General features: G+C 63.8%; 25 protein-coding genes and 1 pseudogene. 15 read left to right on the top strand and 11 right to left on the bottom strand.

Translation table 11 applies throughout. The features are described 5' to 3' along the window. Window positions 1-114 precede the first annotated feature (114 nt). Genes IHQ72_RS02550 through IHQ72_RS02535 form a run of 4 tightly spaced genes read left to right on the top strand, consistent with a single transcriptional unit; the run spans window position 115 to window position 3,393 of the window. Complete coding sequence (locus IHQ72_RS02550; protein ID WP_258121006.1) at window positions 115-996, top strand: branched-chain amino acid ABC transporter permease; 882 nt, start codon at window positions 115-117, stop codon at window positions 994-996. Beyond that, complete coding sequence (locus IHQ72_RS02545) at window positions 993-1,955, top strand: branched-chain amino acid ABC transporter permease (RefSeq protein WP_258121005.1); 963 nt, start codon at window positions 993-995, stop codon at window positions 1,953-1,955. Before IHQ72_RS02550 ends, IHQ72_RS02545 begins: the two co-directional genes overlap by 4 nt. After that, the gene (locus IHQ72_RS02540) at window positions 1,952-2,677 is read left to right on the top strand and encodes an ABC transporter ATP-binding protein (RefSeq protein ID WP_258121004.1); all 726 of its coding nucleotides are present in this window, start codon (window positions 1,952-1,954) and stop codon (window positions 2,675-2,677) included. Before IHQ72_RS02545 ends, IHQ72_RS02540 begins: the two co-directional genes overlap by 4 nt. Continuing rightward, the gene (locus tag IHQ72_RS02535) at window positions 2,674-3,393 is read left to right on the top strand and encodes an ABC transporter ATP-binding protein (protein ID WP_258121003.1); all 720 of its coding nucleotides are present in this window, start codon (window positions 2,674-2,676) and stop codon (window positions 3,391-3,393) included. The genes IHQ72_RS02540 and IHQ72_RS02535 overlap by 4 nt, the downstream gene beginning before the upstream one ends. Here IHQ72_RS02535 and IHQ72_RS02530 read toward each other — a convergent pair whose 3' ends face one another. Together IHQ72_RS02530 and pncA are read right to left on the bottom strand one after the other, a co-directional pair. Continuing rightward, window positions 3,394-4,788, bottom strand: a complete 1,395-nt coding sequence (locus IHQ72_RS02530) for a sodium:proton antiporter (RefSeq protein ID WP_258121002.1) — start codon at window positions 4,786-4,788, stop codon at window positions 3,394-3,396. Window positions 4,789-4,865: 77 nt separating this feature from the next. Then, a complete protein-coding gene (pncA, locus tag IHQ72_RS02525) occupies window positions 4,866-5,465 on the bottom strand; it encodes a bifunctional nicotinamidase/pyrazinamidase (RefSeq protein WP_123146144.1) in 600 nt (199 codons plus the stop codon). A 332-nt stretch (window positions 5,466-5,797) separates the two neighbouring features. Between pncA and IHQ72_RS02520 the strand changes: the two genes are divergently transcribed. The 6 genes from IHQ72_RS02520 to IHQ72_RS02495 all read left to right on the top strand — a co-directional run bounded on the left by IHQ72_RS02520 (window position 5,798) and on the right by IHQ72_RS02495 (window position 12,991). Next, the gene (locus IHQ72_RS02520) at window positions 5,798-6,661 is read left to right on the top strand and encodes an FAD binding domain-containing protein (protein WP_258121001.1); all 864 of its coding nucleotides are present in this window, start codon (window positions 5,798-5,800) and stop codon (window positions 6,659-6,661) included. Between the two features lie 101 nt (window positions 6,662-6,762). Further along, complete coding sequence (locus IHQ72_RS02515) at window positions 6,763-9,537, top strand: molybdopterin-dependent oxidoreductase (protein WP_258121000.1); 2,775 nt, start codon at window positions 6,763-6,765, stop codon at window positions 9,535-9,537. Further along, complete coding sequence (locus IHQ72_RS02510; protein WP_258120999.1) at window positions 9,534-11,075, top strand: 6-hydroxynicotinate reductase; 1,542 nt, start codon at window positions 9,534-9,536, stop codon at window positions 11,073-11,075. The genes IHQ72_RS02515 and IHQ72_RS02510 overlap by 4 nt, the downstream gene beginning before the upstream one ends. Next, on the top strand, window positions 11,075-11,956 hold the full coding sequence (locus IHQ72_RS02505; protein ID WP_258120998.1) for a UPF0280 family protein: 882 nt from the start codon (window positions 11,075-11,077) through the stop codon (window positions 11,954-11,956). The genes IHQ72_RS02510 and IHQ72_RS02505 overlap by 1 nt, the downstream gene beginning before the upstream one ends. Further along, window positions 11,949-12,533 carry an amino acid synthesis family protein gene (locus IHQ72_RS02500; protein WP_258120997.1) on the top strand — a complete coding sequence of 195 codons (585 nt, stop codon included), beginning with the start codon at window positions 11,949-11,951 and terminating at the stop codon, window positions 12,531-12,533. The genes IHQ72_RS02505 and IHQ72_RS02500 overlap by 8 nt, the downstream gene beginning before the upstream one ends. After that, window positions 12,530-12,991, top strand: coding sequence for a MarR family winged helix-turn-helix transcriptional regulator (locus IHQ72_RS02495; RefSeq protein ID WP_258120996.1), 462 nt, complete (start codon window positions 12,530-12,532; stop codon window positions 12,989-12,991). The genes IHQ72_RS02500 and IHQ72_RS02495 overlap by 4 nt, the downstream gene beginning before the upstream one ends. Window positions 12,992-13,060: 69 nt before the next feature. Here the strand turns inward: IHQ72_RS02495 and IHQ72_RS02490 are convergent, their stop codons facing one another. From IHQ72_RS02490 to IHQ72_RS02480, 3 genes are read right to left on the bottom strand one after another with little or no spacing between them, the layout of a single operon-like run. Next, window positions 13,061-14,029 (bottom strand): substrate-binding domain-containing protein, encoded by a 969-nt coding sequence (locus tag IHQ72_RS02490; RefSeq protein ID WP_258120994.1) that lies wholly within the window; start codon window positions 14,027-14,029, stop codon window positions 13,061-13,063. After that, complete coding sequence (locus tag IHQ72_RS02485; protein ID WP_258120993.1) at window positions 14,026-15,354, bottom strand: ABC transporter permease; 1,329 nt, start codon at window positions 15,352-15,354, stop codon at window positions 14,026-14,028. Before IHQ72_RS02485 ends, IHQ72_RS02490 begins: the two co-directional genes overlap by 4 nt. After that, window positions 15,351-16,937 (bottom strand): sugar ABC transporter ATP-binding protein, encoded by a 1,587-nt coding sequence (locus IHQ72_RS02480; RefSeq protein WP_258120992.1) that lies wholly within the window; start codon window positions 16,935-16,937, stop codon window positions 15,351-15,353. Before IHQ72_RS02480 ends, IHQ72_RS02485 begins: the two co-directional genes overlap by 4 nt. A 219-nt stretch (window positions 16,938-17,156) precedes the next feature. Between IHQ72_RS02480 and IHQ72_RS02475 the strand changes: the two genes are divergently transcribed. Next, window positions 17,157-18,188, top strand: coding sequence for a LacI family DNA-binding transcriptional regulator (locus IHQ72_RS02475; RefSeq protein WP_258120991.1), 1,032 nt, complete (start codon window positions 17,157-17,159; stop codon window positions 18,186-18,188). A gap of 27 nt (window positions 18,189-18,215) precedes the next feature. Here the strand turns inward: IHQ72_RS02475 and IHQ72_RS02470 are convergent, their stop codons facing one another. The 3 genes and pseudogenes from IHQ72_RS02470 to IHQ72_RS02460 all read right to left on the bottom strand — a co-directional run bounded on the left by IHQ72_RS02470 (window position 18,216) and on the right by IHQ72_RS02460 (window position 21,815). Further along, the gene (locus IHQ72_RS02470) at window positions 18,216-19,217 is read right to left on the bottom strand and encodes an LLM class flavin-dependent oxidoreductase (protein ID WP_258120990.1); all 1,002 of its coding nucleotides are present in this window, start codon (window positions 19,215-19,217) and stop codon (window positions 18,216-18,218) included. Between the two features lie 155 nt (window positions 19,218-19,372). Continuing rightward, a pseudogene (locus IHQ72_RS02465) lies at window positions 19,373-20,537 on the bottom strand (AI-2E family transporter). 216 nt (window positions 20,538-20,753) lie between these two features. Continuing rightward, window positions 20,754-21,815, bottom strand: a complete 1,062-nt coding sequence (locus IHQ72_RS02460) for an LLM class flavin-dependent oxidoreductase (RefSeq protein WP_258123708.1) — start codon at window positions 21,813-21,815, stop codon at window positions 20,754-20,756. A 231-nt stretch (window positions 21,816-22,046) separates the two neighbouring features. Between IHQ72_RS02460 and IHQ72_RS02455 the strand changes: the two genes are divergently transcribed. Then, window positions 22,047-22,475, top strand: coding sequence for a DUF6481 family protein (locus IHQ72_RS02455; RefSeq protein ID WP_023801556.1), 429 nt, complete (start codon window positions 22,047-22,049; stop codon window positions 22,473-22,475). Between the two features lie 191 nt (window positions 22,476-22,666). Here IHQ72_RS02455 and sugE read toward each other — a convergent pair whose 3' ends face one another. Together sugE and IHQ72_RS02445 are read right to left on the bottom strand one after the other, a co-directional pair. After that, the gene (gene sugE / locus IHQ72_RS02450; protein ID WP_258120988.1) at window positions 22,667-22,981 is read right to left on the bottom strand and encodes a quaternary ammonium compound efflux SMR transporter SugE; all 315 of its coding nucleotides are present in this window, start codon (window positions 22,979-22,981) and stop codon (window positions 22,667-22,669) included. 188 nt (window positions 22,982-23,169) lie between these two features. After that, window positions 23,170-23,580, bottom strand: a complete 411-nt coding sequence (locus IHQ72_RS02445) for a hypothetical protein (protein WP_258124086.1) — start codon at window positions 23,578-23,580, stop codon at window positions 23,170-23,172. On the opposite strand from IHQ72_RS02445, the gene IHQ72_RS02440 reads away from it, so the two are divergent. Beyond that, window positions 23,510-24,340, top strand: a complete 831-nt coding sequence (locus IHQ72_RS02440) for a transglutaminase-like domain-containing protein (RefSeq protein ID WP_258120986.1) — start codon at window positions 23,510-23,512, stop codon at window positions 24,338-24,340. The two genes, IHQ72_RS02445 and IHQ72_RS02440, sit on opposite strands and share 71 nt — an antisense overlap. Window positions 24,341-24,441: 101 nt before the next feature. Further along, on the top strand, window positions 24,442-24,846 hold the full coding sequence (locus IHQ72_RS02435; RefSeq protein WP_258120985.1) for a GFA family protein: 405 nt from the start codon (window positions 24,442-24,444) through the stop codon (window positions 24,844-24,846). Window positions 24,847-24,850: 4 nt separating this feature from the next. Here the strand turns inward: IHQ72_RS02435 and IHQ72_RS02430 are convergent, their stop codons facing one another. Continuing rightward, window positions 24,851-26,125 carry a DNA recombination protein RmuC gene (locus IHQ72_RS02430; protein WP_258120984.1) on the bottom strand — a complete coding sequence of 425 codons (1,275 nt, stop codon included), beginning with the start codon at window positions 26,123-26,125 and terminating at the stop codon, window positions 24,851-24,853. A gap of 105 nt (window positions 26,126-26,230) precedes the next feature. On the opposite strand from IHQ72_RS02430, the gene def reads away from it, so the two are divergent. Further along, window positions 26,231-26,776, top strand: coding sequence for a peptide deformylase (gene def, locus IHQ72_RS02425; RefSeq protein WP_258120983.1), 546 nt, complete (start codon window positions 26,231-26,233; stop codon window positions 26,774-26,776). Window positions 26,777-26,849 lie beyond the last annotated feature (73 nt).

Genomic DNA, 26,849 nt, shown 5'->3' with positions numbered 1-26,849 from the left:
TCGCCAAGGTTGGTAGATGGCCGCCTTCGTGGGAACTGCCAATCTCCCCCCTTGAGGGGGAGATGGCCGGCAGGCCAGAGGGGGGTGCTTCGCGCATCCGCCGGTGATTAGCCGATGGCGTTCGGACCTCATCTTCTCCTCGCTGCCCTCGAAGGCCTCGTCACCTCCGCCGTGCTGGCGCTGACGGCGCTTGGCCTGTCGCTGGTGTTCGGCGTCATGCGCGTCGTCAATGTCGCCCATGGCGAGTTCTTCATGCTGGGCGCGGTGCTTGCCTGGGCGATCTCCACGGCGATATCGGGCCATCCGGCGCTCGGCTTCCTGGCCGCCCTGATGCTGGCGCCACTGATCGTCGGCCTGATCGCCCTGGTCGCCGAACGGCTGGTGTTGCGCCGGCTGAATTACAATCCGGAAGCCACCATCGTCGCCACGATCGGCATGCTCTACATCATCCAGCAACTGGCGCTGACCTTTTATGGTCCGGACGCACGGCCGGTGGAGCCGCCCTTCAGCTACCGCATCCTTTTGCCGTGGTTCGGCTACTCCGGCTACAAGCTGTCGATCATCGCCGCATCCACGCTTCTGCTTATTGCGACGTGGTTCGTGCTGACGCGTACGAAAATCGGCCTCGTCATGCGCGCCACGCAATATGACAGCGAGACGGCGCAGGCCTTCGGCATCCCGGTCGACCGCGTCTATGCCGGCGTCTTCGCGCTCGGCGCCATGCTGGCGGCGGTGGCCGCCGTGCTGATCGTGCCGATCAGCCAGGCGCACTACCTGATGGGGCAGGACCCGCTGCTGCTATCCTTCATCGTCGTCATCATCGGCGGGCTCGGCTCGCTGCGCGGCACCGTCGTCGCCGCCGTGCTCATCGGCCTGTCGGACGGCATCATCTCGGTGTTCTTCTCGCCGACGCTGGCCAAGATCATCGCCACGCTGCTGGTTGCCATGGTGCTGGTGTTCCGGCCGCAAGGTCTGTTCGGGACGGCATCGCGATGAAGGAGGCTTCACCGGCAAAAGCCTATGCGCTGCATCTGGGCATCATCGGCCTGCTTTTCGCCATAAGCTTCGTCCTGCCGGAATATCACCACGGACTGCTCGCCCGCATCATGGTGCTGGCGGTTTTCGCCATGGGCTACAACATGCTGTTCGGCTATGTCGGGCTGCTCAGCCTCGGCCATGCGATGTTCTTTTCGGCCGGGCTCTATGGCGCAGGCCTTGCCGTCATCCATCTCGGCTGGAGCGTGCCGGCCGCCTTCGCCGCCGGCCTTGCCTGCGGCGCGCTTCTCGCGCTGGTGATCGGGGTGCTGGCGCTGCGCACTTCTGGCGTCGCCTTCATGATCGTCACCATGATGTTCGCGCAGGTGTTCTATCTCATAATCCTCTATTTCGCGTCCTGGACCGGCGGTGACCAGGGCCTGGTCGTGCCGCAGTCGGCGCGTGTGCTCGTCTTGGGCGGCACGTCGCTCGGCCTCACCAATCCGACCGTGCGCTACATGAGCGCGCTCGCCCTGTTCTCGATCGTGCTGCTGGTGACGCTCGCTGTCGTCCGCTCCAGGTATGGCCGTGTGCTGGTCGCCATACGCGAGAACGAGGAGCGGACCAAAATGCTCGGCTACGACACGTTTTCCAACAAGCTCGCCGCGGTCGTCGTCTCCGGCACCATCTGTGCGGCCTCGGGCGCGGCCTACGCGCTGCTGTTCGGTTATGTCGGCTCGACTTTCGCGTCGGTGCAGTATTCCATCCTGCCGCTGCTCTGGGTGCTGCTCGGCGGTGCTGCCACCACGCTCGGTCCGTCGATCGGCACGCTGTTCATGTACTATGTCGTCGATGTCACCAGCGGCTATACCTCGGCCTACCTGCTGATCGTCGGCATCGCCCTCATCCTGCTGGTGCTGTTCTTTCCCAAGGGCATCCTCGGCACCATCCGCCAGCGTTGGCTTGGATGGCTGCCATGATGCCGCTGCTGACGACCAAAGGCCTGTCCCGCAATTTCGGCGGCCTGCGCGCCGTCGACGGCGTCGACTTCGCCCTCATGCCGGGCGAGATTCGCGCCGTCATCGGCCCCAATGGCGCCGGCAAGACCACCTTCGTCAGTCTGGTCAGCGGCCGCATCCAGCCGTCGTCGGGCATGATCGTCTTCGACGGCGCCGACATTACCAACCTGCCGGCCTACGCCAGGGTCCGCCTTGGCGTCGCCTACACCTTCCAGATCACCAGCGTCTTTGCCAATCTCACCGCCTACGACAACGTCGCGCTGCCGGTGCAGCGCACGCTGACCGATGGCCGCTCGAAAGGTGCCGTGCATGTCGGCGTCATGGCGGCGCTTGAGCGCACCGGCCTTGCCGACCGCGCCCACATGCCGGCCGGGCAATTGTCCTATGGCCATCAGCGCCTGCTCGAAGTGGCGATGGGGTTGGCGCTAAAACCGCGCCTGCTGATCCTCGACGAGCCGACGCAGGGGCTGGCCGACAGCGAGATCGACAATTTCATCGGGCTGGTGCGCGAGATCGCCAAAAGCGCCACTGTGCTTCTGATCGAACACAACATGCCGGTGGTCATGCAGCTTGCCGACCGCATCACCGTCTTCAACGCCGGCAAGATCCTGGCCGAAGGCACGCCCGAGCAGGTCCGTGCCAATGCCGAAGTGCAGGACGCCTACCTGGGGACCGCCCCATGACTGAAACACGGTCTGAAGCACTGACCATCTCCGGGCTCGACTGCTTCTACGGCGAGGTCCAGGTGCTCTACGGCCTCGACCTCGTGTTGAACAAGGGCGAGGTGCTTTGCCTGTTCGGCCGCAACGGCGCCGGCAAGACGACGACGCTGAAGGCGGTCATGGGCCTCGTTCCCTCACGCGCCGGCTCGATCAGGCTCGACGGCAAGGAGCTGACCGGCCTGCCGGCGCACGATGTGCCGAAGGCCGGCGTCGCCTATGTGCCACAGGGCCGGCGGCTGTTCGCCGAGATGACGGTGGCGGAAAACATCGAGATCGGCCTGATGGCGCGCGGCAAGGGCAAAGCAACGCGCGAAAACGTGCTCGACCTTTTCCCGCTGCTGCGCCAGCGGCTCAGGCAGCGCTCCGGGACGCTGTCGGGCGGCGAGCAGCAGATGCTGGCCATGGCACGGGCACTGTGCCTCGAACCGCAGGTGCTTCTGCTCGATGAGCCGACCGAAGGGTTGATGCCGTCGATGATCGCCAGGATCCGTGAGACGGTGTCGAAACTGCGCGACCTTGGCGTCTCGACGATCCTGGTCGAGCAGCGGGTCGATGCCGTGCTGTCCGTCGCCGACCGGGTCTCGTTCATCGAGAACGGCCGCAACCGCGAGACCGTCGATGTCGAGGAGCTCCGCGCCGATCCGTCGGCGGTCCGCCGCTATGTCGGCGTTGGCTGATCAGCGAAAGAACAGAAAACCCGCGATCAGGAATATCGGGATCAGCACCGCGCCCGACCATGCCATGTAGCCGAAGAAGCCCGGCATCTTCACGCCGCGATGTCTGGCAATGGCGTAAACCATGAAGTTCGGTGCATTGCCGATATAGGTGTTGGCGCCCATGAACACTGCGCCCGCTGAGATCGCTGCCAGCGTCGAGGCGAAGGTGGTCATCAGATGCTGCGGATCGCCGCCGGCGAGCTCGAAGAACACCAGATAGGTCGGCGCATTGTCGAGGAAGGATGACAGCGCCCCGGCCAGCCAGAAATAGGCAAGCTCGTTGGGCTCGCCCGTGGGCGAGGTGACAAGCGAGACCAGCGGTGCCAGCGCGCCGTCGGGGCCCGCCCTGAGAATGGCGATGACCGGCACGATGCAGATGAAGATGCCGGCGAACAGTTTCGCCACCTCGGCGATCGGCTCCCAGTGGAAGTTGTTCGCCTGCCTGTGGCTCTTGCGCGAGACGCCGAGCGAAAGGAAGGCAAGCGCCAGGATGATGGCGTCGCGCACGAGGTTCTGCAATTCAAGGCTCACGCCCTGGACAGAGAAAGCCACGCCTGGCTTCCAGGTCGCGGAAAGCAGGATCGCGCCGATCACCCCGGCCAGCAGCGGGACGTTTGGCAGGCCTCGGATGCGCACCGTCGTGTCCGGTGTCGGATCCTTGATCTTCGGCGCGCCGGCCTCGCGGTGATGCAGGATGATGTCCATGGCCAGGAAGACGGCCAGCACCAAGCTGCCGACGAACAGTGTCTCCTGATAGAGGTTGGTGGTGGTCCAGAAGAAATCGACGCCGCGCAGGAAGCCGACGAACAGCGGCGGGTCGCCGAGCGGCGTCAGCGAGCCGCCGATGTTGGACACCAGGAAAATGAAGAAGATGACGACATGGGCGTTGAACGGCCGGTTGTCGTTGGCGCGCAGGATCGGCCGGATCAGGATCATCGAGGCGCCGGTCGTCCCAATGACCGAGGCGAGCAACGCCCCGATCAGCAGCAGTCCGGCGTTCACCAGCGGCGTGCCATGGATGTTGCCGGCGACGAGGATACCGCCCGAAATGGTGAACAGCGCAAACAGAAGAATGATGAACGACATGTATTCGGTGAGCAGCGCATGCAATACCGCTTCTGTGGCCGAAGCCATGCCGAACGCAACCGCCAGCGGCACGACCACAAGCGCGGCCCAGAAGAGGGTGATCTTGCCGTAGTGATGCTCCCAGAGATGGTGGAAGAGCAATGGCCCCGTGGCGATCGACAGAAGCAGGCCGGCAAAGGGCAGCGCCCACCACAGCGACATTGTTTCGCCCGGCAGCTCGTGGGCCTCGGCTGCAAGCGCCATTCCCGGAGACAACGTTGCGACTGCCATCACAGCGCCCGCCGTCAAAGCCGCCGCAAACCCCATAATGCCCCCTCTGGAATTGTGTCGAATGCGATTGGTGATGTTCAAGCCAGCGTCACGCCGGCATCACGCATTCGGTTCAGCATCGTCTCGACGGAGCCATTGAGGTCGATGCCGCGGCAGGCGTCGAGCCGCACTGTTGTGTGAAAGCCGTGCTTGACCGCGTCGAGCGCCGAGAAGGCGACGCAATAATCGGTCGCCAGGCCGACCAGGGTCAGCGTGTCGATGCCGCGCTCCTGGAGATAGCCGGCAAGGCCAGTCGGCGTCGCATGGTCGTTTTCGAAGAAAGCCGAATAGCTGTCGATCTCCGGGCGGAAGCCCTTGCGGATCACCAGTTCGGCCTTGGTCCAGGCAAGGCCCGAATGGAAATCCGAACCCAGGCTGCCCTGGATGCAGTGGTCCGGCCACAGCGTCTGCTGGCCGTAAGGCATGTCAATCGTTTCGAACGGCTGCTTGCCGGGATGACTGGAGGCAAAGCTCGAATGGCCGGCGGGATGCCAGTCCTGCGTCAGCACGACATGTTCGGTCCGCCGGATCAGGTCGTTGACCAGAGGCACGATCTCGTCGCCGCCGGCCACCGCCAGCGCGCCGCCCGGGCAGAAATCGTTCTGCAGATCGATGATGACAAGCGCTTCGTCGGCCATGGAGCCTCCTCTTGTTTGTCCCGGAGGCATGACCCGAACCGGAAGTCGGCCGAAACGTGGAATCCGGTGTCCGAACCCAGGCTCCACCGAAAAAATGCCGCTGACGCGACCGGATGCAGAAATTTGACCAGATGGCCGGCTGCGTCAACCTCCAATGGCATAACAAATGCGTGCCGCCGTGCCGATGCGGATAGCGGCTCGAAACTCTGGCTTTGACAATTCCTGCCGGCTTGATATCATTTGCATACGAATGAATTTGACCGGCTCGGACGCCGGCAGGTTCTGTTGGGAAGCCCCTCTCGAGGAGGCCCATTTTTCTGGGAAGGCAAAGCGTGATCCGTTACGCGAAACCCACCACCATAGACGAGGCGCTCGCTTTGCTTGGCGAGGCTCCGTGGCGCATCCTTGCCGGCGGCACCGATTTCTATCCGACGCAAGGAGCCACGCCTTTCCATGAAAATGTCCTCGACATCAACGGTCTGGCGGCGCTGCGTGGTATCGCCCAGACCGAGGACCATTGGATCATCGGTGCGCGCACGACCTGGACCGATCTTATCCGTCATCCGCTGCCGGCGGCTTTCGATGCGCTGAAGCAGGCGGCGCGAGAAGTCGGCTCCGTGCAGATCCAGAACGTCGCCTCCATCGCCGGCAATCTCTGCAATGCCTCTCCGGCCGCCGACGGCGTGCCGGCGCTGCTCGTCCTCGACGCCGAGGTCGAACTGCGCACGGTTGCGATGGTCCGCCATCTGCCGCTGGAAAAATTCATCCTGGGAAACCGCCGCACGGAACTGCAGCCGGGCGAAATGGTGACCGCCATCCGCGTGCCGAAAAACGCGGCCACCGGCACGTCAGCTTTCGTGAAGCTCGGCGCGCGTCGCTATCTCGTCATTTCGATAGCCATGGCGGCGGCCCGCTTGACCATTGAGGATGGCATCGTCGGCAACGCTGCCGTCGCCGTCGGCTCCTGTTCGGTTGTCGCCAAGCGTCTCTCGGGCGTCGAAGCAGCCTTGCGCGGCCTCCCGGTTGACCACGCCCTCGCCACTGCGATCCAGTCTGCACCGATGGACGAGTTGTCGCCGATCGGCGATGTGCGCGGCAGCGCCGAATACCGGCTGGACGCCGCGCGCGAGATCGTCGCCCGCGCCGTGCTCGGTGCCGCGGGTCACGCGTCGAATGACAAGGCGGTGGCCGCATGAGCAAAGCTCCGCCTGGCATGACCAAAGCTCAGCCTGGCATGAGCATGGCTCAGCCTGGCATGAGCATGGCTCAGCCTGGCATGAGCATGGCTCAGCCTGGCATGAGCATGGCTCAGCCTGGCATGAGCATGGAGCGCGCTGACATCGCCTTCGAGGTCAACGGCGTCGCCGTTTCTGTCTGCGTACCGCCGGTTCGCCGTCTCTCTTCGGTGCTGCGCGACGAATTGCACCTGACCGGCACCAAAGTCGGCTGCGACGCCGGCGACTGCGGCGCCTGCACCGTGCTCGTCGATGGCGAACCGGTCTGCGCCTGCCTCATGTCAGCGGCTTCTGCCGCTGGCACCGTGGTGACGACCGTCGAGGGTCTCGCCAACGGCAGATTGTCGGCGCTGCAGGCGTCGTTCCTCGATCATGGCGCAGCGCAGTGTGGCATCTGCACACCCGGCCTGCTGGTCGCGGCAACCGCACTTCTGGAAAGGACGCCCAACCCAACCGAGGCCGAAACCCAGGATGCGCTGGGCGGCGTCCTCTGCCGCTGCACCGGCTATCGAAAGATCGTTGCGGCGGTGATGGATGCGTCGCGCCATGCCAATGGCCTTGACCATCGCATGCCGCAGGCCGGCCACGCCGTCGGTTCCTCTCCGATCAGGCTCGACGGCCTGCCGAAAGTCACTGGCGGCGAAAAATTCGGCGGCGATTCCTTCCCACTCGATGCGCTGGCGGTGCTGGTGGTTCGCTCGCCGCATTATCACGCCCGCTTCGCCTTCGGCGATCTCGACGCCTGGGTGAAAGTCCATCCCGGCATCGTCGGCGTCTTCACCGCTGCCGACATTCCGGGAAAGAACTGCTTCGGCGTCATTGCGCCTTTTGCCGACCAGCCGGCGCTGGCTGAAGGTTTTTCGCGCTTTCGCGGCGAGGCGGTGGCGCTGGTTGCCGGCGAGCGCGAGGCCATCCTCGATCTCGATCTTTCGGATTTTCCTGTTCGTTGGACCGAGTTGCCGCACCTTCTGCAGCCTTGCGAGGCGCAGGCCGGCGGCGTGCAACTGATCCACGAGAACCGACCGGCAAACCTGCTCACCACCGGCTTTGTCGAGCGCGGTGACCCGGAGGCCGCCCTTGCCGGCGCTGCCTTCATCGTTTCGGGCGCCATCGACACATCCTATGTCGAGCACGCCTATATCGAGCCGGAAGCCGGCTATGCCTATATGGACGGCGACACGCTCGTCGTCGTCGCCTGCACGCAGGCGCCCTACATGGACCGCGACGACACCGCAAAAGTGCTTGGCCTTGCCGTCGACAAGGTGCGTATCGTGCCGACCGCCACCGGCGGCGGTTTTGGCTCCAAGCTCGACGTTTCGTTGCAGCCGCTGATCGGTCTGGTCGCGATGAAAACCGGGCGGCCGGCGGCACTCGTCTACACCCGCAATGAATCGATGATCTCGACCACCAAGCGTCATCCCGCCGAGATGAAGGCGACCATCGGCGCCGATGCCGATGGCCGCGTCACCGGTATGGTCTTTGCAGGCGATTTCAACACCGGCGCCTATGCAAGCTGGGGTCCGACCGTCGCCAACCGCGTGCCGGTGCACGCCTCCGGTCCCTATGCCACGCCGAACTATCGTGCCGAAGGCCGCGCCATCCACACAAATGGCCCGATCTCCGGCGCGTTCCGCGGTTTCGGCGTGCCGCAGGCGACGATCATGCAGGAGACGCTCTATGACGAGCTGGCCGAAAAGCTTCGGCTGGATCGGCTCGACTTTCGCTTGAAAAACTGCCTTCGTAACGGCTCCGAAACGGTTACTGGTCAGAGATTGGAAGCGGGCGTCGGCATCGCCGAGTGCCTCGAAGCGCTGCGGTCGCATTGGGCGCGTGCGCTTGTCGATGCCGAGTTGTTCAACGCCGGCAGCAGCACAAAAAAACGTGGCGTCGGCGTCGCCTCCTGCTGGTACGGCTGCGGCAACACCTCGCTGCCAAATCCGTCGACCATCAGGGTCGGCATCTCCGCCTCTGGCGATGTCGTCCTGCATCAGGGTGCCGTCGATATCGGGCAAGGCTCGAACACGGTCATCGCCCAGATCTGCGCCGACGCCCTCGGCCTGCCGCTGGAAAAATTCCGGCTGAAAAGCGCTGACACGGCGATCACGCCGGACGCCGGCAAGACATCGGCTTCGCGCCAGACCTTCGTGACCGGCAAGGCCGCCGAAAAGGCCGGCCGCGCCTTGCGCGAAACCATGCTGCGTTTTGCCAATGTGTCGGAGAAGGCGGCGATCGCTCTGGATGGCACAAGCCTGATCATCCGCGAGGGCGAAGCGACACGGCATATCGATTTGTCCACGCTGAAGGCCGATGCCGACGGTTTCGTCTTCCGCGCCGAGGAAAGCTATGATCCGCCGACGCTGCCGCTCGACGCCAAGGGCCAGGGCAAGCCCTATGCCGTCTATGGCTACGGCGCGCAGATTGCCGAGTTGGAGGTCGACCTCAAGCTCGGTACGGTGAAGCTGATCAAGATCACCGCCGCGCATGATGTCGGCAAGGCGATCAACCCTCTGCTCGCCGAAGGCCAGATCGAGGGCGGCATCGCGCAAGGCATCGGCATGGCATTGATGGAAGAGTACATCCCCGGCCGCACCGAGAATTTGCACGACTATCTTATCCCGACCATCGGCGACGTACCGCCGATCGAGACCATCCTGATCGAAGTTCCGGATCCGGAAGGGCCCTTTGGCGCCAAGGGCTTGGGCGAGCATGTGCTGATCCCGACGTCACCGGCGATCCTCAATGCCATCCGTCATGCCACCGGTGTCCTGGTCACCAAAATTCCGGCGACGCCGAGCCGCATCCGTGCCGCGATCCGCGACAAGGAGGCATGCCGATGAGCGAGCTTGCCGAACGCTTTGAGACGCATGATCCCGGCGAGAAGCAGGTGGCGGAAAAGATCCGCTGCGATGCCTGCCCGGTGATGTGCTACATCGCCGACGGCCGCACCGGCGCCTGTGATCGCTACGGCAATGTCGGCGGCAGGATCGTGCGGGTGGATCCGCTGACCATCCTCGACCATGCGGCCGAGACCGGTGGCGCGGTCGTGCCGTTTGTCGCCGAAGGCGAGGCCTGGGACGGCGAACTGGTCAACACCGGCCGCCGCTTCGTCACCGCGATCGGCGCCGGCACCACCTATCCCGACTACAAGCCGGCCCCGTTCATTGTCAGCCAGGAGGTCGAAGGCGTCGATCTCGTCACCGTCGTCACCGAGGGCATCTTCTCCTACTGCGGCGTCAAGGTGAAGATCGATACCGACCGTCATATCGGCCCCGAAACGGCGACGGTCCGCGCGGCGGGTGAGGCGATCGGCCATGTCACGACAGGCGAATACGGCTCGCAGATGCTGTCGCTGGGCGGCGTGCACCATCTGACCGGCGGTTCGAAAGCCGAAGGTCGTGCCACCTGCGATGCGATGCTCAATCTGTGCAACCGCAAGCCGGTCGAACTCACCATCGACGGCGGTGCTGCGGTCATCGTCGAAGCCGGCAAGCCGCCGGTCATCGACGGCAAGCTCGAACATCGTATGCGCGTCGGCTGCGGCTCGGCCACCATCGGCATGTTCGCCACCCAGTGGCGCGGCCTGGTCGACGAGGTGGTGGTGGTCGACGACCACATCACCGGCGTCGTCTCCGAGCATCAGGCGGGCAAGGTGCTCGGCTGGCAGGATACGGGGATAAAAATCATCGGCCGCCGTTCGACGCCGGGCCGCTATTTCAAGGTCTCCGAGCCGGGCCTTGGCTGGGGCGGCACCAGCATTTCCGACCCGCTGTCGATCCTGGGCGAGTGGAATGCGAAGAAAGGCTCGCGTCCCGGCCTGTCGCTGCTGATGGTCTCGACCACCGGCGAGCAGTTCGCCTATTACGAGCTCGACGACGAATTGAAGCCGGTGCAAAAACCGTTCCCGGAGCGGCTGCAGAAGTCCGTCGGCCTGATCGAGGACAATTGTGAACCGGCGCTGTGCACCGTGCTGTTCGTCGGCGGCGCCGGCGGTTCGCTGCGTGCCGGCGTCACCGAGAACCCGGTCAATCTGACCCGCTCGGTGCAGGGCCTGACGACCTATGTGACCGTTGGCGGCGCGCCGGTCTATGTCTGGCCGGGCGGCGGCATCACGCTGATGGTCGACGTCACCCGCGTGCCGGAGAACGCCTTCGGCTATGTGCCGACGCCGGCGCTGGTGGCGCCGATCGAATTCACCCTGCGCCGCGACGACTATGTCAGGCTCGGCGGCTACGAAGCCGAGATCCGCAGCGTCGAGGATATCCTTGCCAAAGGCGGCGAGTACCTCAATCCGCGTCATGGCACGGGCGCGCCGGCCAGCAATCCGTGGCCGCCGCTGGCGCAGTTGCGGCGCGCAGCGGGCACCGGGGCCGGGTGATGAACGGCCCGCAGGTACATTGGCTTGAGGCCGGCAGGCGGCTGCATCTCAATCATGGCCCGATCGACCTGATCATCGAGGCATTTGGCGATGCGGACGAGTGCCGCGCCGCCTATGGCCAGGCGGTGGCGCGGTTTCAAACAATCCTGCAGGAGCTCGTCGACGAACTGCCAGAACTGCGCCGCCCGGCCTCGTCGCGACCACGTGCTTTCGCTGGCCCGACGGCGCGACGCATGGAAGCGGCGGTTGTTCCGCTGGCGAAACAATTCATCACGCCGATGGCTGCGGTCGCCGGTTCGGTAGCCGACGAAATGCTTGGTGCGCTGCTGGCCGGCCGCCGGCTCGATCGCGCCTACGTCAATAATGGCGGCGACAGCGCGATCCATCTCGGCAACGGCCGGTCCATGACCGTAGCCATTGCCGGTACGGGCCATGGACTCGCAGACCGGATCACGATCCGTGCCGAAGACGGGATCCGCGGCGTCGCGACAAGCGGCTGGCGCGGCCGTTCCTTTTCGCTCGGCATCGCCGACGCCGTCACCGTGCTGGCGCGGACGGGTGCTGAAGCCGACGCCGCGGCGACCCTGATCGCCAACGCCGTCGACCTGCCCGGTCATTCTGCCATCGAGCGCGTGCCGGCGTGCGATCTGGCGCCCGACAGCGACCTTGGCGCTCGCCTGGTCACCCAAGCCGTCGGCGCGCTTTCTGCCAGCGAAATAGCCGCCGCGCTGGACAGCGGGATCGCCGTCGCCGAAGATTTTCGGCGACACGGCCTGATTGCCGCTTCAGCGCTTTTCCTTGCCGGTCAGGCACGGATCGCCGGTCCCATGGCGCTCACTGCGCCCAACGAGAAATCAAGTAAGGAAATTGCCCATGCCTGAGTTTGCGATCCGCAAGGTTGTCGTGCTGACCGAAGAGATATTTCACGAGGGCGGGCCGGTGGCGAAGGTGCCGCGCCGCCGTGCCGCCGCCATGGCGGTGGTGAACAACCCGTTCGCCGGCCGCTACGTGGAGGAGCTGCAGAGCGCCATGGACGATCTGAAGCCGCTGGGGCTGCTGCTCTCCGACAAGCTGATCGCCGCATTGGGCGGCGACGTGAAGCAGATCGACGGCTACGGCAAGGGCGCCATCGTCGGTATCGCCGGCGAGCTGGAGCATGGCGCGCTGTGGCATGTGCCTGGCGGCTATGCCATGCGCGAGCGGCTCGGCGACGCCAAGGCGATCGTGCCATCGGCAAAGAAGGTCGGCGCCTTCGGCTCGCGGCTCGACGTGCCGCTCGGTCACATCAACGCCGCCTATGTGCGCAGCCATTTCGACGCCATGGAGGTCGGCATCAGCGACGGGCCTCGTCCCGACGAGATACTGTTCTGCCTCGCCATGACCTGCGGCCCGCGCGTGCACGACCGTATGGGCGGCCTCGCGGCGAAAGACATCAAGGCTTGGGACGGGCTGCGGTGAGCGGCGAGGACAATCTGCTCAAGCTCGTCGAGGCCGAAGAGCCTGACGAAAACGATTACCGCTTGCAGGAGCAGGTCGGCTTCATTCTGCGCAAGGCGCACCAGCGCCATGTCTCGATCTTCGCGGCGCATATCGCCGACCTGACACCGCCGCAATTTGCCGCCCTGGCCAAATTGCACGACGTCGGCGAGACCTCGCAGAACCAGCTTGGCAGCCTGATCGCCATGGATGCGGCGACGGTGAAAGGTGTCATCGACCGGCTCAAGGCGCGCGGCCTGGTCGAGCTTTCCAAGCATGAGGTCGACAAAAGGCGCCTGCTGGTCAATCTGACCGCTGAAGGCCGCGATGCCATCGAGCGGCTGATCCCGATCGCCCGCGACATCACTCAGGAAACGCTGGCGCCGCTTTCGGCCAAGGAGGCCGCCACCTTCATGAGGCTTTTGGCCAAGCTGGCCTGAGCGGTTTGCCTGTCGAAGCTTGAATTTTTTCCCTGCCGGGCGATGTCCGCCCGGCAGGGAAGTCTCAACTCAGAGCCCGTTGTCCTTCAGGATCTGAGCGGCATTTTCCTTGGTAATCTTCTCCGTCGGCAGAGTGATGGTCTTTTCGACCTTCTCGCCGTTCAGGAACTTGATCGCCTGCCGCAGTCCTTCGGCGCCGGGCGTCACATAGGTGAAGGTCGCCGTCAGTTCACCATTGTTGACCAGCGTCACGCCTTCATTGGGCAGGCCATCGATGCCGATGAACTTGATGTCCTTCTCGCGTCCGGCATCCTTGGCGGCAAGATACGCGCCGTATGCCATCGGGTCGTTATGACCGTAGACGAGGTCGATCTTCTCGTTGTTGCGCAGTGCCGTGGCCATGATGTTGTAGGCCTGGTCCTGTTTCCAGTCGCCCGACTGCTGGTCGAGCAGATATTTGATGCCCGGCTCCTTGCCGGTGAATTCATGGAAGCCGTCATGGCGGTCATGTGCTGGCTGGGTGCCCATGCCGCCCCAGATCTCGACGACATTGCCGGCGGCCTTGCCCTTGCCGCCGAGCAATTCGACGGCGTATTCACCGGCAGCCCGGCCGATCAGCTTGTTGTCGCCGCCGACGAACTGCGTGTAGTCCTTGGTCTCGACGTTGCGGTCGAGCACGAAGACCGGGATCTTGGCGTCGATCGCCTGCTGCACGACGCCGGTCAACCCAGCGGATTCCTTCGGTGACACCAGCAGCGCGTCGACTTCCTGGCGGATCAGGTTTTCGACATCGGCGACCTGCTTTTCCGTCTTGTCCTCGCCGTCGGTGACGATCAGCTCGACTTCCGGATGCTTGGCGGCCTCAGCCAGAATGTCCTTGTTGAACTGGGCGCGCCAGGGCTCGATGGTCGTCACCTGCGAGAAGCCGATCTTCCACTTCTTGTCCTGCGCGTAGGCGTTGCCGCTGGCCAAAAGCGCGGTCGTGGTCAGCAGTGCCGCGGTGACAGCGGCGAGCTTCAACAATTCACGTCGTTTCATTTCTTGTTTCCTCCAAGATTTAGAGACGGGGTCTCTTTTGACGGCCGCTTTGCTGCGGTCGTTTCCTTGTGCGCCTGCCCGCCCCAGAGAGGCGCAAATACCAGGCGCAGATAGAAGAGAAAATCAACGGCATTGCGCTCCTGGACGAGCACGGTGCCGATGATGATCATCCCCTTCAGTACGAGCTGAAGGTTCGAATTGATGTTGTGCAATTGCAGGATATTCGAGAGCAGTCCGAAGATCAGCACGCCGCAGAATGTGCCGATGAGGCTGCCGCGTCCGCCCATCAGGCTGGTGCCGCCGATGACCACGGCGGCGATGGCATCGAGCTCCAGTCCGGCGCCGGCATCCGGCTTGCCTTGCCTGTATTGCGCAACATAAAGCACTGCCGCCACGCCGGCCAGCAGTCCGGATACGGCGTAGGTCGCAATCTTGACGCGGCCGGCGGCGATGCCGGACAGCCGTGCCGCCTCTTCATTGCCGCCGATGGCGTAGACATAGCGGCCGAACGGCGTGAAGCGCAGCACGGCGCCGTAGATCAGGATCGCTCCGAGGAAGAACAGGCCCGGCATAGGGATCACGCCGAAGACCAGCGAGCGCAGGATCTCGAAATCCGCGGTGGCGTTCGAGCCGGTGTAGACCGGCAGCACCGCATTGTTCTGGCCGGCCGTCAGCCGGGCGATGCCGAGCGCCGTCACCATCATCGCCAGCGTGACGATGAAGGGCTGCAGCCGCCCGGCAACGATGATGAAGCCGTTGAGCGCGCCGAACAGCAGTCCGACGCAAGGCGCCACCAGCAACACGCCGAGCACGCCGAATTTTGAGCCTACCTGCGGCAGCAGGAACCACAGCACGAGGGAGCAGAGGACCACTCCGACAATACCGGGCGTGACCAGTCCACGAACACTATCCAGCCTGATGTCGTGCGTGGCCTGGGAGCCGGCGCGGGATTTTTCGATGTTCAGGAAAATGAAACGGGTGACCAGGATGCCGAGGCAAAGGGCGACTACGGCAACTGTTGGCACCCCCAGCACCACCGCCGGCGTGACACCCGGAACCGTCAGCAGCATGGCGCAGACCACGGTGCAGATCGCCATCAGCGAGCCGACGGAAAGGTCGATGCCGCCAGTGATGATCACCGCGGTCATGCCGGTGGCGATCAGGCCGGTGGTCGACACCTGGCGCAGGACATCGAGCAGATTGCCGTAGGACAGGAAGATGTTGTTGCCCTTGGAGCTGATCGGCGAGCCCAGCACGCCGATCAGGAAGATGGCGATCAGGCCCCAATAGAGCTTCGTCCGGGACAGGATGTTCAAGATGCTCATGCTGCGGGTCTCGTCATGGTCCGGCGCGGCGCCGCAAGCCGCATGATAGCCTCCTCGCTGGCTTGCCCGCGCGAGAGGGTCCCCGTCTGGCGACCATCGGCCATGACCAGGATGCGGTCGGAAAGATGCAGCAGCTCCGGCAATTCCGAGCTGATGACGGCGATGGCGAGCCCGTCTCGCGCCAGCTTGAAGATGAGATCGTAAATCTCGCGCTTGGCGCCGACATCGATGCCGCGTGTCGGCTCGTCCAGCAACAGCACCCGTGGCCGCGTCGCCAGCCACTTGCCGATGACGACCTTCTGCTGGTTGCCGCCGGACAGTGTGCCGGCCGGCTGCTCGATGGTCCCGCAGCGAATGCCTAGCGCTTTGACGGCGTGCCGCGCCAAGCCTTGCTCGCCGGCCAGCGAGCGAAGGCCGAACCGTGCCAGCGCGCCGACCAGAGGCAGCGCCACATTGTCGGTGATCGAGGCCTGAAGATGCAGGCCTTGCGTCTTGCGGTCCTCTGTCACCATGGCGATGCCGAGCCGGCGGGCGTCGCGCGGCGAACGGATTTCCACCGGCTCGCCGTCGAGCCGGATTTCGCCGCCGGCACGTCCGCCGCTGGAGCCGAAGATGGTCTCCAGGATTTCGGTGCGTCCCGAGCCCAGCAGTCCGCCTATCCCCAGAATTTCCCCGGCGGCAAGATCGAAGCCGACGCCGTCGAGCGCGGTGCGCCAGCCGTGGCGGTCTGGTTTCGACAGCGATAGGCCGCTTACGGAGAGGACGACCTTGCCGCTGGGGCCACGCTCTTCCTGGGAAGAGGCAAGCAGGTTTCGCCCGACCATCGCCGAAATGATGGTGTTTTCGTCGAGCTTTGCCATCGCCTCGGTCAGCACGTGGCGTCCATCGCGAAACACGGTGACCCGGCCGGCCAGATGCATGACCTCGTCGATGCGGTGGGAGATGTAGACGATCGCCACCCCGTTGTCGGCGAGCTGGCGGATGATCCGAAACAGCCTTTGGCATTCGGCCGGCGAAAGCGCGGAAGTCGGCTCGTCCATGATCAGGATGCGCGCCGACATCGACAGTGCCTTGGCGATCTCGACCAGCTGCTGCTCGCCGACGCGCAAGCTGCCGACCCGCGCTTCCGGGTTGAGCTCGATACCGAGCCTCTGCAGCAGCGCGCCGGCGGCATGGCTGCTTGCCTTGCGGTCGACGATAAGTCCGGCGATCAGCTTCTCGCGCCCCAGAAAGATATTATCCGCAACGCTGAGCTCGGGGACGAGATTGAGCTCCTGGTGGATGATGGCGATGCCGGCATGCTCGGCGTCGCGGACCCCGGCGAAACGGACCGGATGGGCATCGACGTTCACCGTTCCGTCGTAATCCGTATAGATGCCGGAGAGGATTTTCATCAGCGTCGACTTGCCGGCGCCGTTTTCCCCCATCAGCGCATGGACCTCGCCGCGCCGCAGGTCGAAGCCGACATCGACAAGTGCGGCGATGCCGCCGAAGGTCTTGGAGATGTGCTCGGCGCTCAGAACGACGGCCGGGTCGGCGGCAGCTGCAACATCTCCGGACGTGCTGGAATTGCCAGGCTCCATGACAAGAACGGCCTCCCTTCCGTCGTCGTCGAATGTCCCAAACGCTAATCTAAACGTTTCGATCATGTCAAGCCGGTATCTGGTGAGACGGAATTGACGCATTTCAATTCTTGCGCAAATCTGCGAGATTCCGTAGGTATTGCAGCCAGAGGGCGGTGAAACGTTTCGAAAATGATGGCGTCAGGGCGAAAAAAGCAGCGAAAGTCCACGGCCCCGACCATGCTGCACGTGGCTGAAGTGGCGCGTGTTTCGGTCGCCACCGTCTCGGCGCTGATCAACGGCACCGCGACCGTCAGTCCCGAGCTCAGCCAGCGCATCGAACAGGCGATCCGCGACATCGGCTATAAGCGCAACGCGATTGCCCGCAGCCTGAAGATGGGTACGACCCGCACCATCGGGCTTACCGTTCCCCACATCACCAATCCGTTCTTTACCGATGTCGTTTCGGTTATCCAGCAGGCATTCGACCGCGCCGGCTATGCGGTTATGCTGTGCTGCACGGACGAGGATCTGAACACGCAGGATGACCAGATCAGGCTGCTGCTCGACCGGATGGTCGACGGGCTGATCGTCGCGCGCGTTGGCGACGGCGCGATCCTGAAGAGAATTGTCGACGACGCCAACGTGCCGGTGGTGCTGCTCGACCGCGTTTGCGAAGGCGTCGATACCGACACCGTCGTTCTCGACAACCAGCGCGCGGTGTTCGACGCCATCAGCTATCTGATCGATCTCGGCCACCGGCGGATCGGCTACATCTCCGGCTCGTTCGACATCTCGCCCATGCATGACCGCATGACAGGGTATCGCGAGGCACTCCAGGCCGCCGGTCTGCCGTTTGAGAATGAGCTCGTCCGCTTCGGCAATTTCCACGAGGTCGACGGCTACAACGCGACGATGCAGCTGCTTTCGCTGCACGACCGCCCGAGCGCGATCTTCTCGGCCAACAACCCGATGGTGATCGGCACCATGAAGGCGATCCGCGATATCGGGCTGTCCTGCCCCGAGGATATTTCGGTCGCCTGCTTCGACGATTTTCCATGGTCGGACGTGTTCCAGCCGCAACTGACTACGGTCGCACAACCGGTCAAGGCGATCGGCGAGCAGGCGGCCAATCTGCTGCTCGACCGGCTCGCCGGAAACAGGGACGCGCCGCCGCGCAAGCTGGCGCTCAAGGGACGCCTGATGATCCGCAGTTCATGCCGGCCACTCGGGGCGCCCTTGGGGGCGATCGCACAGAGCATCAGCGCGTGACGCGCCTTCGCAGTCTCGGAAAGACCATCAGGCCGCTTCCGACAGCGATTTGTGGACGTCGGCCAGGATCTCGAACGATCGCACCCGCGCTGCGTGGTCGAAAATCTGCGCGGTGACCATCAGCTCGTCGGCGCCGGTGCGCTGCACGAACGCCTCGATGCCTTGCCTGACCGTTTCCGGGGCGCCGACGACGGCGCAGGACAGCGCCTGGCCAAGCATGGTTTTGGCCATCGGGTCGAGGTCGCGCTCATATCCCTCGACCGGCGGCGGCAGTCGGCCGGGTCGGCCGGTGCGCAGATTGACGAAGGCCTGCTGCAACGAAGTGAACAACAGCCGCGCCTCGGCGTCGGAGGGCGCCGCGAACACGTTGAGACCGAGCATGACATAGGGCTTGTCGAGCTGTTTCGACGGCTGGAAGCGCGAGTGATAGATCTCCAGTGCGTGGTCGAGTTCGGCCGGTGCGAAATGCGAGGCGAAGGCGTAGGGCAGGCCGAGCATGGCTGCGAGCTGTGCGCCATAGAGGCTCGAGCCCAGAATCCAGATCGGCACCTGCTCGCCCTCGCCGGGCACGGCGCGGATGCGCTGACCGTCTTCGGCCGGCCGGAAATAGCCCATCAGCTCGACGACATCCTGCGGGAAACTGTCGGCGCCGGCCTCGAGGTTGCGGCGCAGTGCGCGGGCCGTGCCCATGTCCGTGCCCGGCGCCCGGCCGAGGCCGAGGTCGATGCGGCCGGGATGCAATGCCGCCAGCGTCCCGAACTGCTCGGCGATGACCAGCGGCGAATGGTTAGGCAGCATGATGCCGCCGGCGCCGACGCGTATCGTCCTGGTACCGCCGGCGACATGGGCAATGACGACGGAGGTGGCGGCGCTGGCGATGCCCGGCATGTTGTGATGCTCGGCCAGCCAGTAGCGCTTGTAGCCCAGCCGCTCGGCATGGCGGGCAAGATCGAGCGAATTGGCGAGTGATTGCGAAGCGTTGCTGCCTTCGACGATCGGCGACAGGTCGAGAACGGAAAGAGCGGTCATGGGCGGGAATCCTGTGGACGGGAGGGATGTAGGAAGCGACCGCTACGGCCGCAAATTCAAAAAATTGAACAGACGCCGCGCGTCCAGGCAGGCGCAAGGACGTCCTGGCATTTTGAATTCGAGGATCCCTTCTGGAACTTACTCCGGTTCCCGGATCATGCGCCCGCCGCTTTCTCGGTGTCGGAAATCTCTTCGTCCTCAACCGCTGCATGCTGCGCCGCCAGGAAATTGCCGACATGGCTGAGGCCGTCGAAATGATCGCAGAACACCTTGATGACGACCAGCAGCGGCACCGCCATCAGCGCGCCGACGAAACCCCACAGCCAGGACCAGAAGGCAATGGCGATGAGGATCGACACGGCGTTGATCTCTAGGCGCCGGCCGACCACCGTCGGCGTCACGAATTGGCCTTCGACGGTATCGCACAACAGCACAAAGGCTGGCGCCAGCAGCGCGTAGGAGATGCTGTCGAAGCTAATCAGCGCGATGATCGTGACAAGCGTGATCGTAATCAGCGCCCCGATATAGGGCAGGAAATTGAAGCAGAGCCGCTGCTGCGCCCCAGACCTGCGGGTTGGGCACGCCGAGTGCCCAGAGGCCGAGTCCGATGACCACGCCCAAGCATGTGTTGATGACGGCGACGGTAAGCAGGTAGTGCGAGATTTCACGTTCGACGCCATAGACGACGCGCAGTGCCCGCTTCTTTTCGCTGAGACTGGGGAAGGATTCGACGATCTTCTCATAGAACATCGTGCCGGAGGCGAGCAGGAACAGCGACAGGACGAAGACGATGATGAGGCTGGTGCCCGCCGACAGCAAATTGCTGGCAGCTTGCGACAGAAGGCCGGATTGCGCCATGGCAACCCTCTGAACGCCCGGCTCCTGGGATGTCTGCGTCAGTCCCTCTATCTGCCGCGAAATCTCCATGATCCTTTCGAAAGGACGCCGCAGTTGCGCGAGACGTTCGGTCAGCTGCTGGCCGATCACCGAAGTGTTGTTGATGAGGTCGATGACCGGACCGCTGAGCAGATAGCCGGTCACGGCAAGGATGCTGACCGACAGCACCACCAGCAGTGTCGCCGATATCACATCGGGCATGCCGTGTTTGCGCAGGAAACGGACGATCGGCGTCAGCGTCAGCGCCAGCAGGAAAGCCAGAATGACCGGCATGAAGAAGGCACGAGCGAAGGAGAGCGCGTAGATCGTCATCAAGATGAAGATGCCAAGGAGCAGCGAACGCATCAGATGCATGTCCGCACGCCCCTCGACGCGCGAATCCGGGCTATCGGCAGCGCCCGAAGCGGCGGGTTCGGCTTTCATTCTGGCCTCGGCGGCACACTGCGATTGGTGTACGCTGTTGGCGGAAACGCCTTTGCGGCTTCAAGGTTCCGTTAGAGCGACGTGCGTCCACTTGGACGCACAAGTACGCTCTAACGCTTTGAATCTACGCATCGGCCCGAAAATCGAGTCCAATTTGCGGGCCGATGCGTTAGCCGGCGCTGACGATGACCTTAGCCCTACGATCTTGCCGGCGAATCAGGCGGCCGGCGCGGCCACGGCAGGGATGGCCTTCACCGTTTCCTTGCGCACGATCGGCGCCACCGTGGTGCCGTAGAGTTCGATCGCCTTCATGATTTTGGCGTGCGCCATGGTGCCGATCGCCATTTGCAGCAGGAAGCGGTCGTTGCCGAATATCCTGTGCTGGGCAACGATCTTTTCGGCCACCTGTTCTGGATTGCCGACGAACAGCGCGCCGCTCGGGCCGCGCGACTGGTCGAAATGTGCTCTCGACGTCGGACCCCAGCCGCGCTCGCGGCCGATGCGGTTCATCACCTCGGCCTGCGGCCCATAAAAATCGTCAGCCGCCTGGTCGGTGGTCTCGGCGATGAAGCCGTGGACGTTGAGGCTGGTGGCCAGATCAGCCGGATCGTTGCCCGCCCGTTTGGCCGCTTCCCTATAAATATCGAACAGCGGCGCGAACCGCACCGGCTCGCCGCCGATGATGGCCAGCGCCAGCGGCAGGCCGAGCGCGCCGGCCCGCGCGGCGGATTGCGGCGTGCCGCCAATCGCGATCCAGATCGGCAATCTGTCCTGGAACGGGCGGGGGTAGACGCCGCGATCGTTGATCGGAGCGCGCAGCCTGCCCGACCAGGTCACCTTGACATGATCGCGAATGGCAAGCAGCAGGTCGAGCTTTTCGGCAAAGAGCTCGTCATAGTCTTCGAGATTGTAGCCGAACAGCGGAAAGGATTCGATGAACGAGCCGCGTCCAGCCATGATCTCGGCCCGGCCGCTGGATAGAAGGTCAAGGGTCGCAAACTGCTGGAAGACACGAACCGGATCGTCGGAGGAAAGCACGGTGACCGCGCTGGTCAGCTTTATGCGCCTGGTGCGTTCGGCCGCCGCGGCCAGGGCTACAACCGGCGCTGAAGCCGCATAATCGGGACGGTGATGCTCGCCCAGCCCAAACACGTCGAGGCCGACCTGGTCGGCCAGTTCGATCTCCTCGATCAGGTTGCGCAGCCGCTCATGCGCACCGATGGCGCCTAGGCCCGGTTCCGGGCTGACGTCCGCGAAGGTATAGAGACCGAGTTCCATCATCTGTCATCCTGGCGTTTTGTTTCTCGCGCTAGAGTTAGCGACCAGTTCGCCGCGCCGCCAGAGGGCCGGATGGTGAACAATGCATGTCCGTTTCAGCCGAATTCAGCCGAAAAGGCGTCTCCCGGCTGCAACAGCTCAGAATTTCATGGCTGGCATACCGTTTTGGCGCTTGAACTCTGGGTTTTCACGCGTATGTAAGCCTCGCAAATTGACTCCAGGGAAGTGGACTTGGCTATCTATAGGGAAAAAGACGTTTTCGAGCGGCGCAATGCCGCAAACGAGGCAAAGAAGGCGCTTCTCGAGCGCTTCAAGGCAAAGCCGGCAGCAGACGATCCAGCGGTGCTGGCACGACAGGCCGAACGCAAGGCAATCCTCGAAGCTCGTGCGATACGCGAGGCCGAAAAGGCCAGGCTGAAGCAGGAAAAGCTGGCGCGCGAAGCTGCCGAAAAGGCCGAGCGCGAAGCTGCTGCCGAAGCAGCGCGTATTGCTGCGGAAGAAGCGGCGCAGGCGGAAGCGAAGATCCGGGAAGCCGAAGAGAACGAGCGCATCGCTCGTTTGCTTGCCGACGAGGCCGAGCGCAAGGCCAAGCGCGACGCGCGCTACGCGGCGCGCAAGCAGCGCACCGGCAGGACGCCTCCGGGCTTTTCCGCTCGCTAGCGCTCCTACAGCGCGATTTCACCAATCAAATTCAGGGCCGCCTTGCAACGGCCCTGAACGCGTTTGTGCTGCGGCCTTGCAGCAAAACTAATGCATGTCGCGCAAAAGTGCGCAGCGGTTTTGCGATAACGACATGCATAAAAACAAGAGTTTAAAGCGCGTCGCTTGAATCCGTCCGAACGCGACGCGCTTTAGGCCGCAAGTTTCAATCCCATGATGCCGCAGACGATGAGTGCGATGCAGGCCAGCCTGATCGCGGTCGCAGGCTCGCCGAGCAGCCAGATGCCAAGCAGCGCCGTGCCGACGGTGCCGATGCCGGTCCACACCGCATAGGCCGTGCCGACCGGCAGGTTCTTCAGCGCCAGTCCGAGCAAGGCGAGACTGACGACCATCGAGACAACCGTCAGGACCGTCGGCAGCGGCTTTGAAAAACCGTCAGTGTGTTTGAGGCCGATCGCCCAGCCGATCTCGAACAGGCCAGCGAAGAAGAGAAGAATCCACGACATCGGAACGCTCCATTGGATTGCGGGTCGTCCCGGTCTTTTCTGAAAGCGCGAAGTCGTCTTCGCTGCATTGCTATAGAAATTTCGGGGCCCAATCAATAGCAGCGCCGACGGCATTTCAGGACCAATCGCTCAATGTCGATTGGCCCTGAAGTGCCGCCGGTCATGACCTTGCGCCGAAACGCCGAGGCCTACCTGTCCTTGAGTTTGATCGCCTTAACGGGCGGCGCTTTCAGGGTCGGGGCAGGGGCGGGTTTCTTCGCGTCCTTCTTCGGCTTGCGGGCTTCTTTGCCCGCCTTCATCGCACCTTTAGCCATGATTCGTTTCCTCCGATTGTGGTAAAGCGAAATGAACCAAGAGAAACGCCCGACCGCAAGAGGCATAATCTGGCGCCGGCGCCAGCCGGCGGCCGTCAACCGGTTTCTAATTCGCTCGTAAACCGCGTTGGTCCGTGCGATGATCTTTTTTTGCACTGCAGCAACAGCCCGTGCCTTCGCCGGGTGATGATCCGGCAGGCCGGTCAGGACGACAATGCGAATCCATATCGGCTGCGAGATGAGCTTCGACTTTCCGCAGGAAACGCCGCTGATCGCGATGCTCAACGTTCACTATTCCCGCGCGTCCGATCTCGAGCGGCCGGATTTCCTGACCTCGAACCCACCGGTGCCGATCGAGAGCTACCGCGACAGTTTCGGCAACTGGTGCAACCGTCTTGTCGCCCCGCCCGGGCGCTTTACCTTCGGCACGGACGCGGTGATCCGCGATCCCGGCACCTTCGAGATGGGCGACCTGATGGCGTGGCAGCACGAGGTGCGCGACCTGCCGTCGGAGACATTGCTGTTCCTGCTGCCGAGCCGCTATTGCGAGAGCGACGTGCTGGCGAGCGAGGCATGGCGGCTGTTCGGCCACACACCGCTCGGCATTCCACGCGTGCAGGCGGTCTGCGATTTCGTCCACAACCACATCATCTTCAATTACGGCAATGCGCGGCCGACGCGCACCGCGGCCGAGGCCTATCGTGAGCAAAGCGGCGTCTGCCGCGACTTCGCCCATCTCGCCGTCGCCTTCTGCCGCGCCTTGAACATCCCGACGCGCTACTGCACCGGCTACATCAGCGACATCGGCCTGCCGAAACCGTGGTCGGACATGGATTTCGCCGCCTGGATGGAGGTCTATCTCGGCGGCCGCTGGCATGCCTTCGATCCGCGCAACAATGCGCCGCGCATCGGCCGTATCCTGATCGCCTCCGGCCGCGACGCAGCCGATGTGCCGCTCACCCATATTTTCGGACCGGGCACGCTGGCCGGCTTTAAGGTCTGGACGGAAGAGGTTATCGAACAGGCGTCGGCGCAGCAGTATTGAACCGCCGGATGCTTCGCGCGTTGTGAATGCCTGTGGAGCTTCGACCGGTGCGCCGCTAAGCTCGAACGCATAGAGGCGCGGGCTGGAAGGGAGGAGCGAAGATGAAAATCGACGGCGGGTGCCATTGCGGCGCTATCACCTACGAGGCGGAAGTCGATCCGGACAAGACCAGTATTTGTCACTGCATCGATTGTCAGCAGCTGACCGGAACGGCGTTTCGGGTGACCGTGCCGGCGCCGGAGGACCACTACCGGATCACCAAGGGCACGCCGAAGATCTACATCAAGACCGCATCGAGCGGCGCCAGGCGCGCCCAGGCTTTTTGCGGCGAGTGCGGTTCGCATCTCTATGCCACGTCGGTTGGCGACGGGCCGAAAGTCTACGGCATCAGGGTCGGCACGGCGCGGCAGCGCGAACAACTGATCCCGAGAAAACAGATCTGGCACCGCTCGGCGCTGCACTGGCTGCCGGAGTTCGAAGGCACGACGATCGTCGAGGGGCAGTAGCCTCTCAGTCGTCGCCTTCGACGACCCTTAGTCTCAGCTGACCGGTCTTGGAGTCGGCGACGCGCGCACCCGCTTCGACCTTCGCGCCGGCCCCATGTGTCGTCTCGACCGATCCGGCGTCGCCCTCCGTCGGCTGCGCGCCGAATTCCAGCGCCTCGATCTTCTGGCCGCGCTTGGTCACCTTCGACGTCGAGACGAGGATATCGTCGATATCCTTGGCCGACTGGCCGAAATGGCTCTGCAGCTTGCGCACCCGCTCGTCGAGGCGCGAGACATCCTCCATCAGCCGGATGACTTCGCCCTGGATCAAATGCGCCTGCTCGCGCATGCGGGCGTCCTTGAGGATCGCCTGGATGACCTGGATCGACAGCATCAGCAGCGACGGCGAGACGATGACGATGCGGGCGCGGTGCGCCTTGTGGACAATCCCCTCGAAATTCTCGTGGATCTCGGCGAACACCGATTCCGACGGCACGAACATGAAGGCGGTATCCTGCGTCTCGCCTTGGATCAGATATTTTTCGGAAATATCGCGGACATGCACCTCGATGTCGCGCCGAAACGCTTGTGCGGCGACCTTCTGCAAATCGACACCTTCGGCGGCACGGATGGCGTTCCAGGCTTCCAGCGGAAACTTGGCGTCTATGGCAAGTGCGGGCGCGCCGTTCGGCATCTTCACCAGGCAGTCGGGCCGGCTGCCGTTCGACAAGGTCGCCTGGAATTCGTAGGCACCGTGGGGCAGGCCGTCGGCTACGATCGCCTCCATGCGCGACTGGCCGAAGGCGCCGCGCGTCTGCTTGTTGGAGAGGATCGCCTGAAGCTGAACGACCTGGCCGGCGAGCGACTGGATGTTGCCCTGCGCGGTATCGATGACCGCCAGCCGCTCCTGCAGTTTGGCGAGGCTGTCATGCGTCGATTTTGTCTGCTCGGTCATAGTCTGGCCGAGACGGCCGGTCATCGCGTCGAGGCGTTGGCCGATCGACTGCGTGAGTTCGGCCTGCCGCGCCCCGAACACTTCGGCGATGGCGCCCATGCGGCCCTGCATCTCGGCCTGGCTTGCCAAGATGCCGGCCATCCGCGCCTCGGCGTCGCGGGCGTGGTCGGCGGCTTCCGCGGCAGCCACCGCACGCGCCTTGGCCGACCGCCAGAGCGCGACGACCAGCGTCACGAACAGGCCCATGAACAGGATCGCGCCGAATGCCAGTGCGTGGCCGAGCGTGATCGTGGTGGCGCCGAAGCGGGCGACCGGTTCGGACAGGATGGTGGTCAAGTCGTTCATATGGGACAGCATAGATGATTCGGACTGACGGCACAGATCAAAACGTGAACGGCGCTTCAAATGCCCCGGTTGACGCCTTTCGTGCGAGGTCTTAGGTGAGACGCCATGTCGATCAAGCCGCTCATCATCCTTCCCGATCCCGTCCTGCGCCAGGTTTCGAAACCGGTCGAGCGCGTCGACGCCGCCTTGCGCAAACTGGCCGACGACATGCTGGACACCATGTATGATGCGCCGGGCATCGGTCTGGCGGCGATCCAGGTCGGCGAGCCACTGCGCTTGCTGGTGATCGACCTCGCCAAGGAAGACGAGACGCCGGCGCCGCAAGTCTTCATCAATCCCGAGATCCTGGAGAGCGCCGATCAGCGCTCGGTTTACGAGGAAGGTTGCCTGTCGATCCCGGACTACTATGCCGAGGTCGAACGCCCTGCCGCCGTGCGGGTGAAATATCTCGATCGCGACGGCAAGCTGCAGGAGATCGAGGCCGAAGGGCTGATGGCGACTTGCCTGCAGCATGAGATCGACCATCTCAACGGCGTTCTGTTCATCGATCACATCTCGAAGCTGAAGCGCGACATGGTGGTGAAGAAGTTCAAGAAGCTCGCCAGGGACAAGACGCCGGGCAGCAAGGCGCCCGGCAAGCTGGTGGGGTAGGGCGTTGTTCGAGCAGCCCGCGTAGAATCCCAAATCCATGTTGAGCAAAGACCTTCATTCGGATATCATTGAT

Origin of the sequence: Mesorhizobium onobrychidis, from assembly GCF_024707545.1 — a bacterium.
GTDB classification, from domain to species: domain Bacteria; phylum Pseudomonadota; class Alphaproteobacteria; order Rhizobiales; family Rhizobiaceae; genus Mesorhizobium; species Mesorhizobium onobrychidis.
The sequence above is the reverse complement of the archived record's forward strand: the minus strand, read 5'-3'. Positions and strand labels throughout refer to the sequence as shown.

What these genes read in the sequence shown, in the direction of transcription:
- IHQ72_RS02485 (WP_258120993.1), bottom strand. Translation starts at nt 15,354, where the DNA reads ATGAGCATCTTGAACATCCTGTCCCGGACGAAGCTCTATTGGGGCCTG.
- IHQ72_RS02500 (WP_258120997.1), top strand. Translation starts at nt 11,949, where the DNA reads ATGCCTGAGTTTGCGATCCGCAAGGTTGTCGTGCTGACCGAAGAGATA.
- IHQ72_RS02545 (WP_258121005.1), top strand. Translation starts at nt 993, where the DNA reads ATGAAGGAGGCTTCACCGGCAAAAGCCTATGCGCTGCATCTGGGCATC.
- IHQ72_RS02510 (WP_258120999.1), top strand. Translation starts at nt 9,534, where the DNA reads ATGAGCGAGCTTGCCGAACGCTTTGAGACGCATGATCCCGGCGAGAAG.
- IHQ72_RS02490 (WP_258120994.1), bottom strand. Translation starts at nt 14,029, where the DNA reads ATGAAACGACGTGAATTGTTGAAGCTCGCCGCTGTCACCGCGGCACTG.
- IHQ72_RS02540 (WP_258121004.1), top strand. Translation starts at nt 1,952, where the DNA reads ATGATGCCGCTGCTGACGACCAAAGGCCTGTCCCGCAATTTCGGCGGC.
- IHQ72_RS02505 (WP_258120998.1), top strand. Translation starts at nt 11,075, where the DNA reads ATGAACGGCCCGCAGGTACATTGGCTTGAGGCCGGCAGGCGGCTGCAT.
- IHQ72_RS02475 (WP_258120991.1), top strand. Translation starts at nt 17,157, where the DNA reads ATGCTGCACGTGGCTGAAGTGGCGCGTGTTTCGGTCGCCACCGTCTCG.
- IHQ72_RS02435 (WP_258120985.1), top strand. Translation starts at nt 24,442, where the DNA reads ATGAAAATCGACGGCGGGTGCCATTGCGGCGCTATCACCTACGAGGCG.
- IHQ72_RS02515 (WP_258121000.1), top strand. Translation starts at nt 6,763, where the DNA reads ATGAGCATGGCTCAGCCTGGCATGAGCATGGAGCGCGCTGACATCGCC.
- IHQ72_RS02460 (WP_258123708.1), bottom strand. Translation starts at nt 21,815, where the DNA reads ATGGAACTCGGTCTCTATACCTTCGCGGACGTCAGCCCGGAACCGGGC.
- sugE (WP_258120988.1), bottom strand. Translation starts at nt 22,981, where the DNA reads ATGTCGTGGATTCTTCTCTTCTTCGCTGGCCTGTTCGAGATCGGCTGG.
- pncA (WP_123146144.1), bottom strand. Translation starts at nt 5,465, where the DNA reads ATGGCCGACGAAGCGCTTGTCATCATCGATCTGCAGAACGATTTCTGC.
- IHQ72_RS02530 (WP_258121002.1), bottom strand. Translation starts at nt 4,788, where the DNA reads ATGGCAGTCGCAACGTTGTCTCCGGGAATGGCGCTTGCAGCCGAGGCC.
- IHQ72_RS02470 (WP_258120990.1), bottom strand. Translation starts at nt 19,217, where the DNA reads ATGACCGCTCTTTCCGTTCTCGACCTGTCGCCGATCGTCGAAGGCAGC.
- IHQ72_RS02550 (WP_258121006.1), top strand. Translation starts at nt 115, where the DNA reads ATGGCGTTCGGACCTCATCTTCTCCTCGCTGCCCTCGAAGGCCTCGTC.
- IHQ72_RS02440 (WP_258120986.1), top strand. Translation starts at nt 23,510, where the DNA reads ATGCGAATCCATATCGGCTGCGAGATGAGCTTCGACTTTCCGCAGGAA.
- IHQ72_RS02535 (WP_258121003.1), top strand. Translation starts at nt 2,674, where the DNA reads ATGACTGAAACACGGTCTGAAGCACTGACCATCTCCGGGCTCGACTGC.
- IHQ72_RS02430 (WP_258120984.1), bottom strand. Translation starts at nt 26,125, where the DNA reads ATGAACGACTTGACCACCATCCTGTCCGAACCGGTCGCCCGCTTCGGC.
- def (WP_258120983.1), top strand. Translation starts at nt 26,231, where the DNA reads ATGTCGATCAAGCCGCTCATCATCCTTCCCGATCCCGTCCTGCGCCAG.
- IHQ72_RS02480 (WP_258120992.1), bottom strand. Translation starts at nt 16,937, where the DNA reads ATGGAGCCTGGCAATTCCAGCACGTCCGGAGATGTTGCAGCTGCCGCC.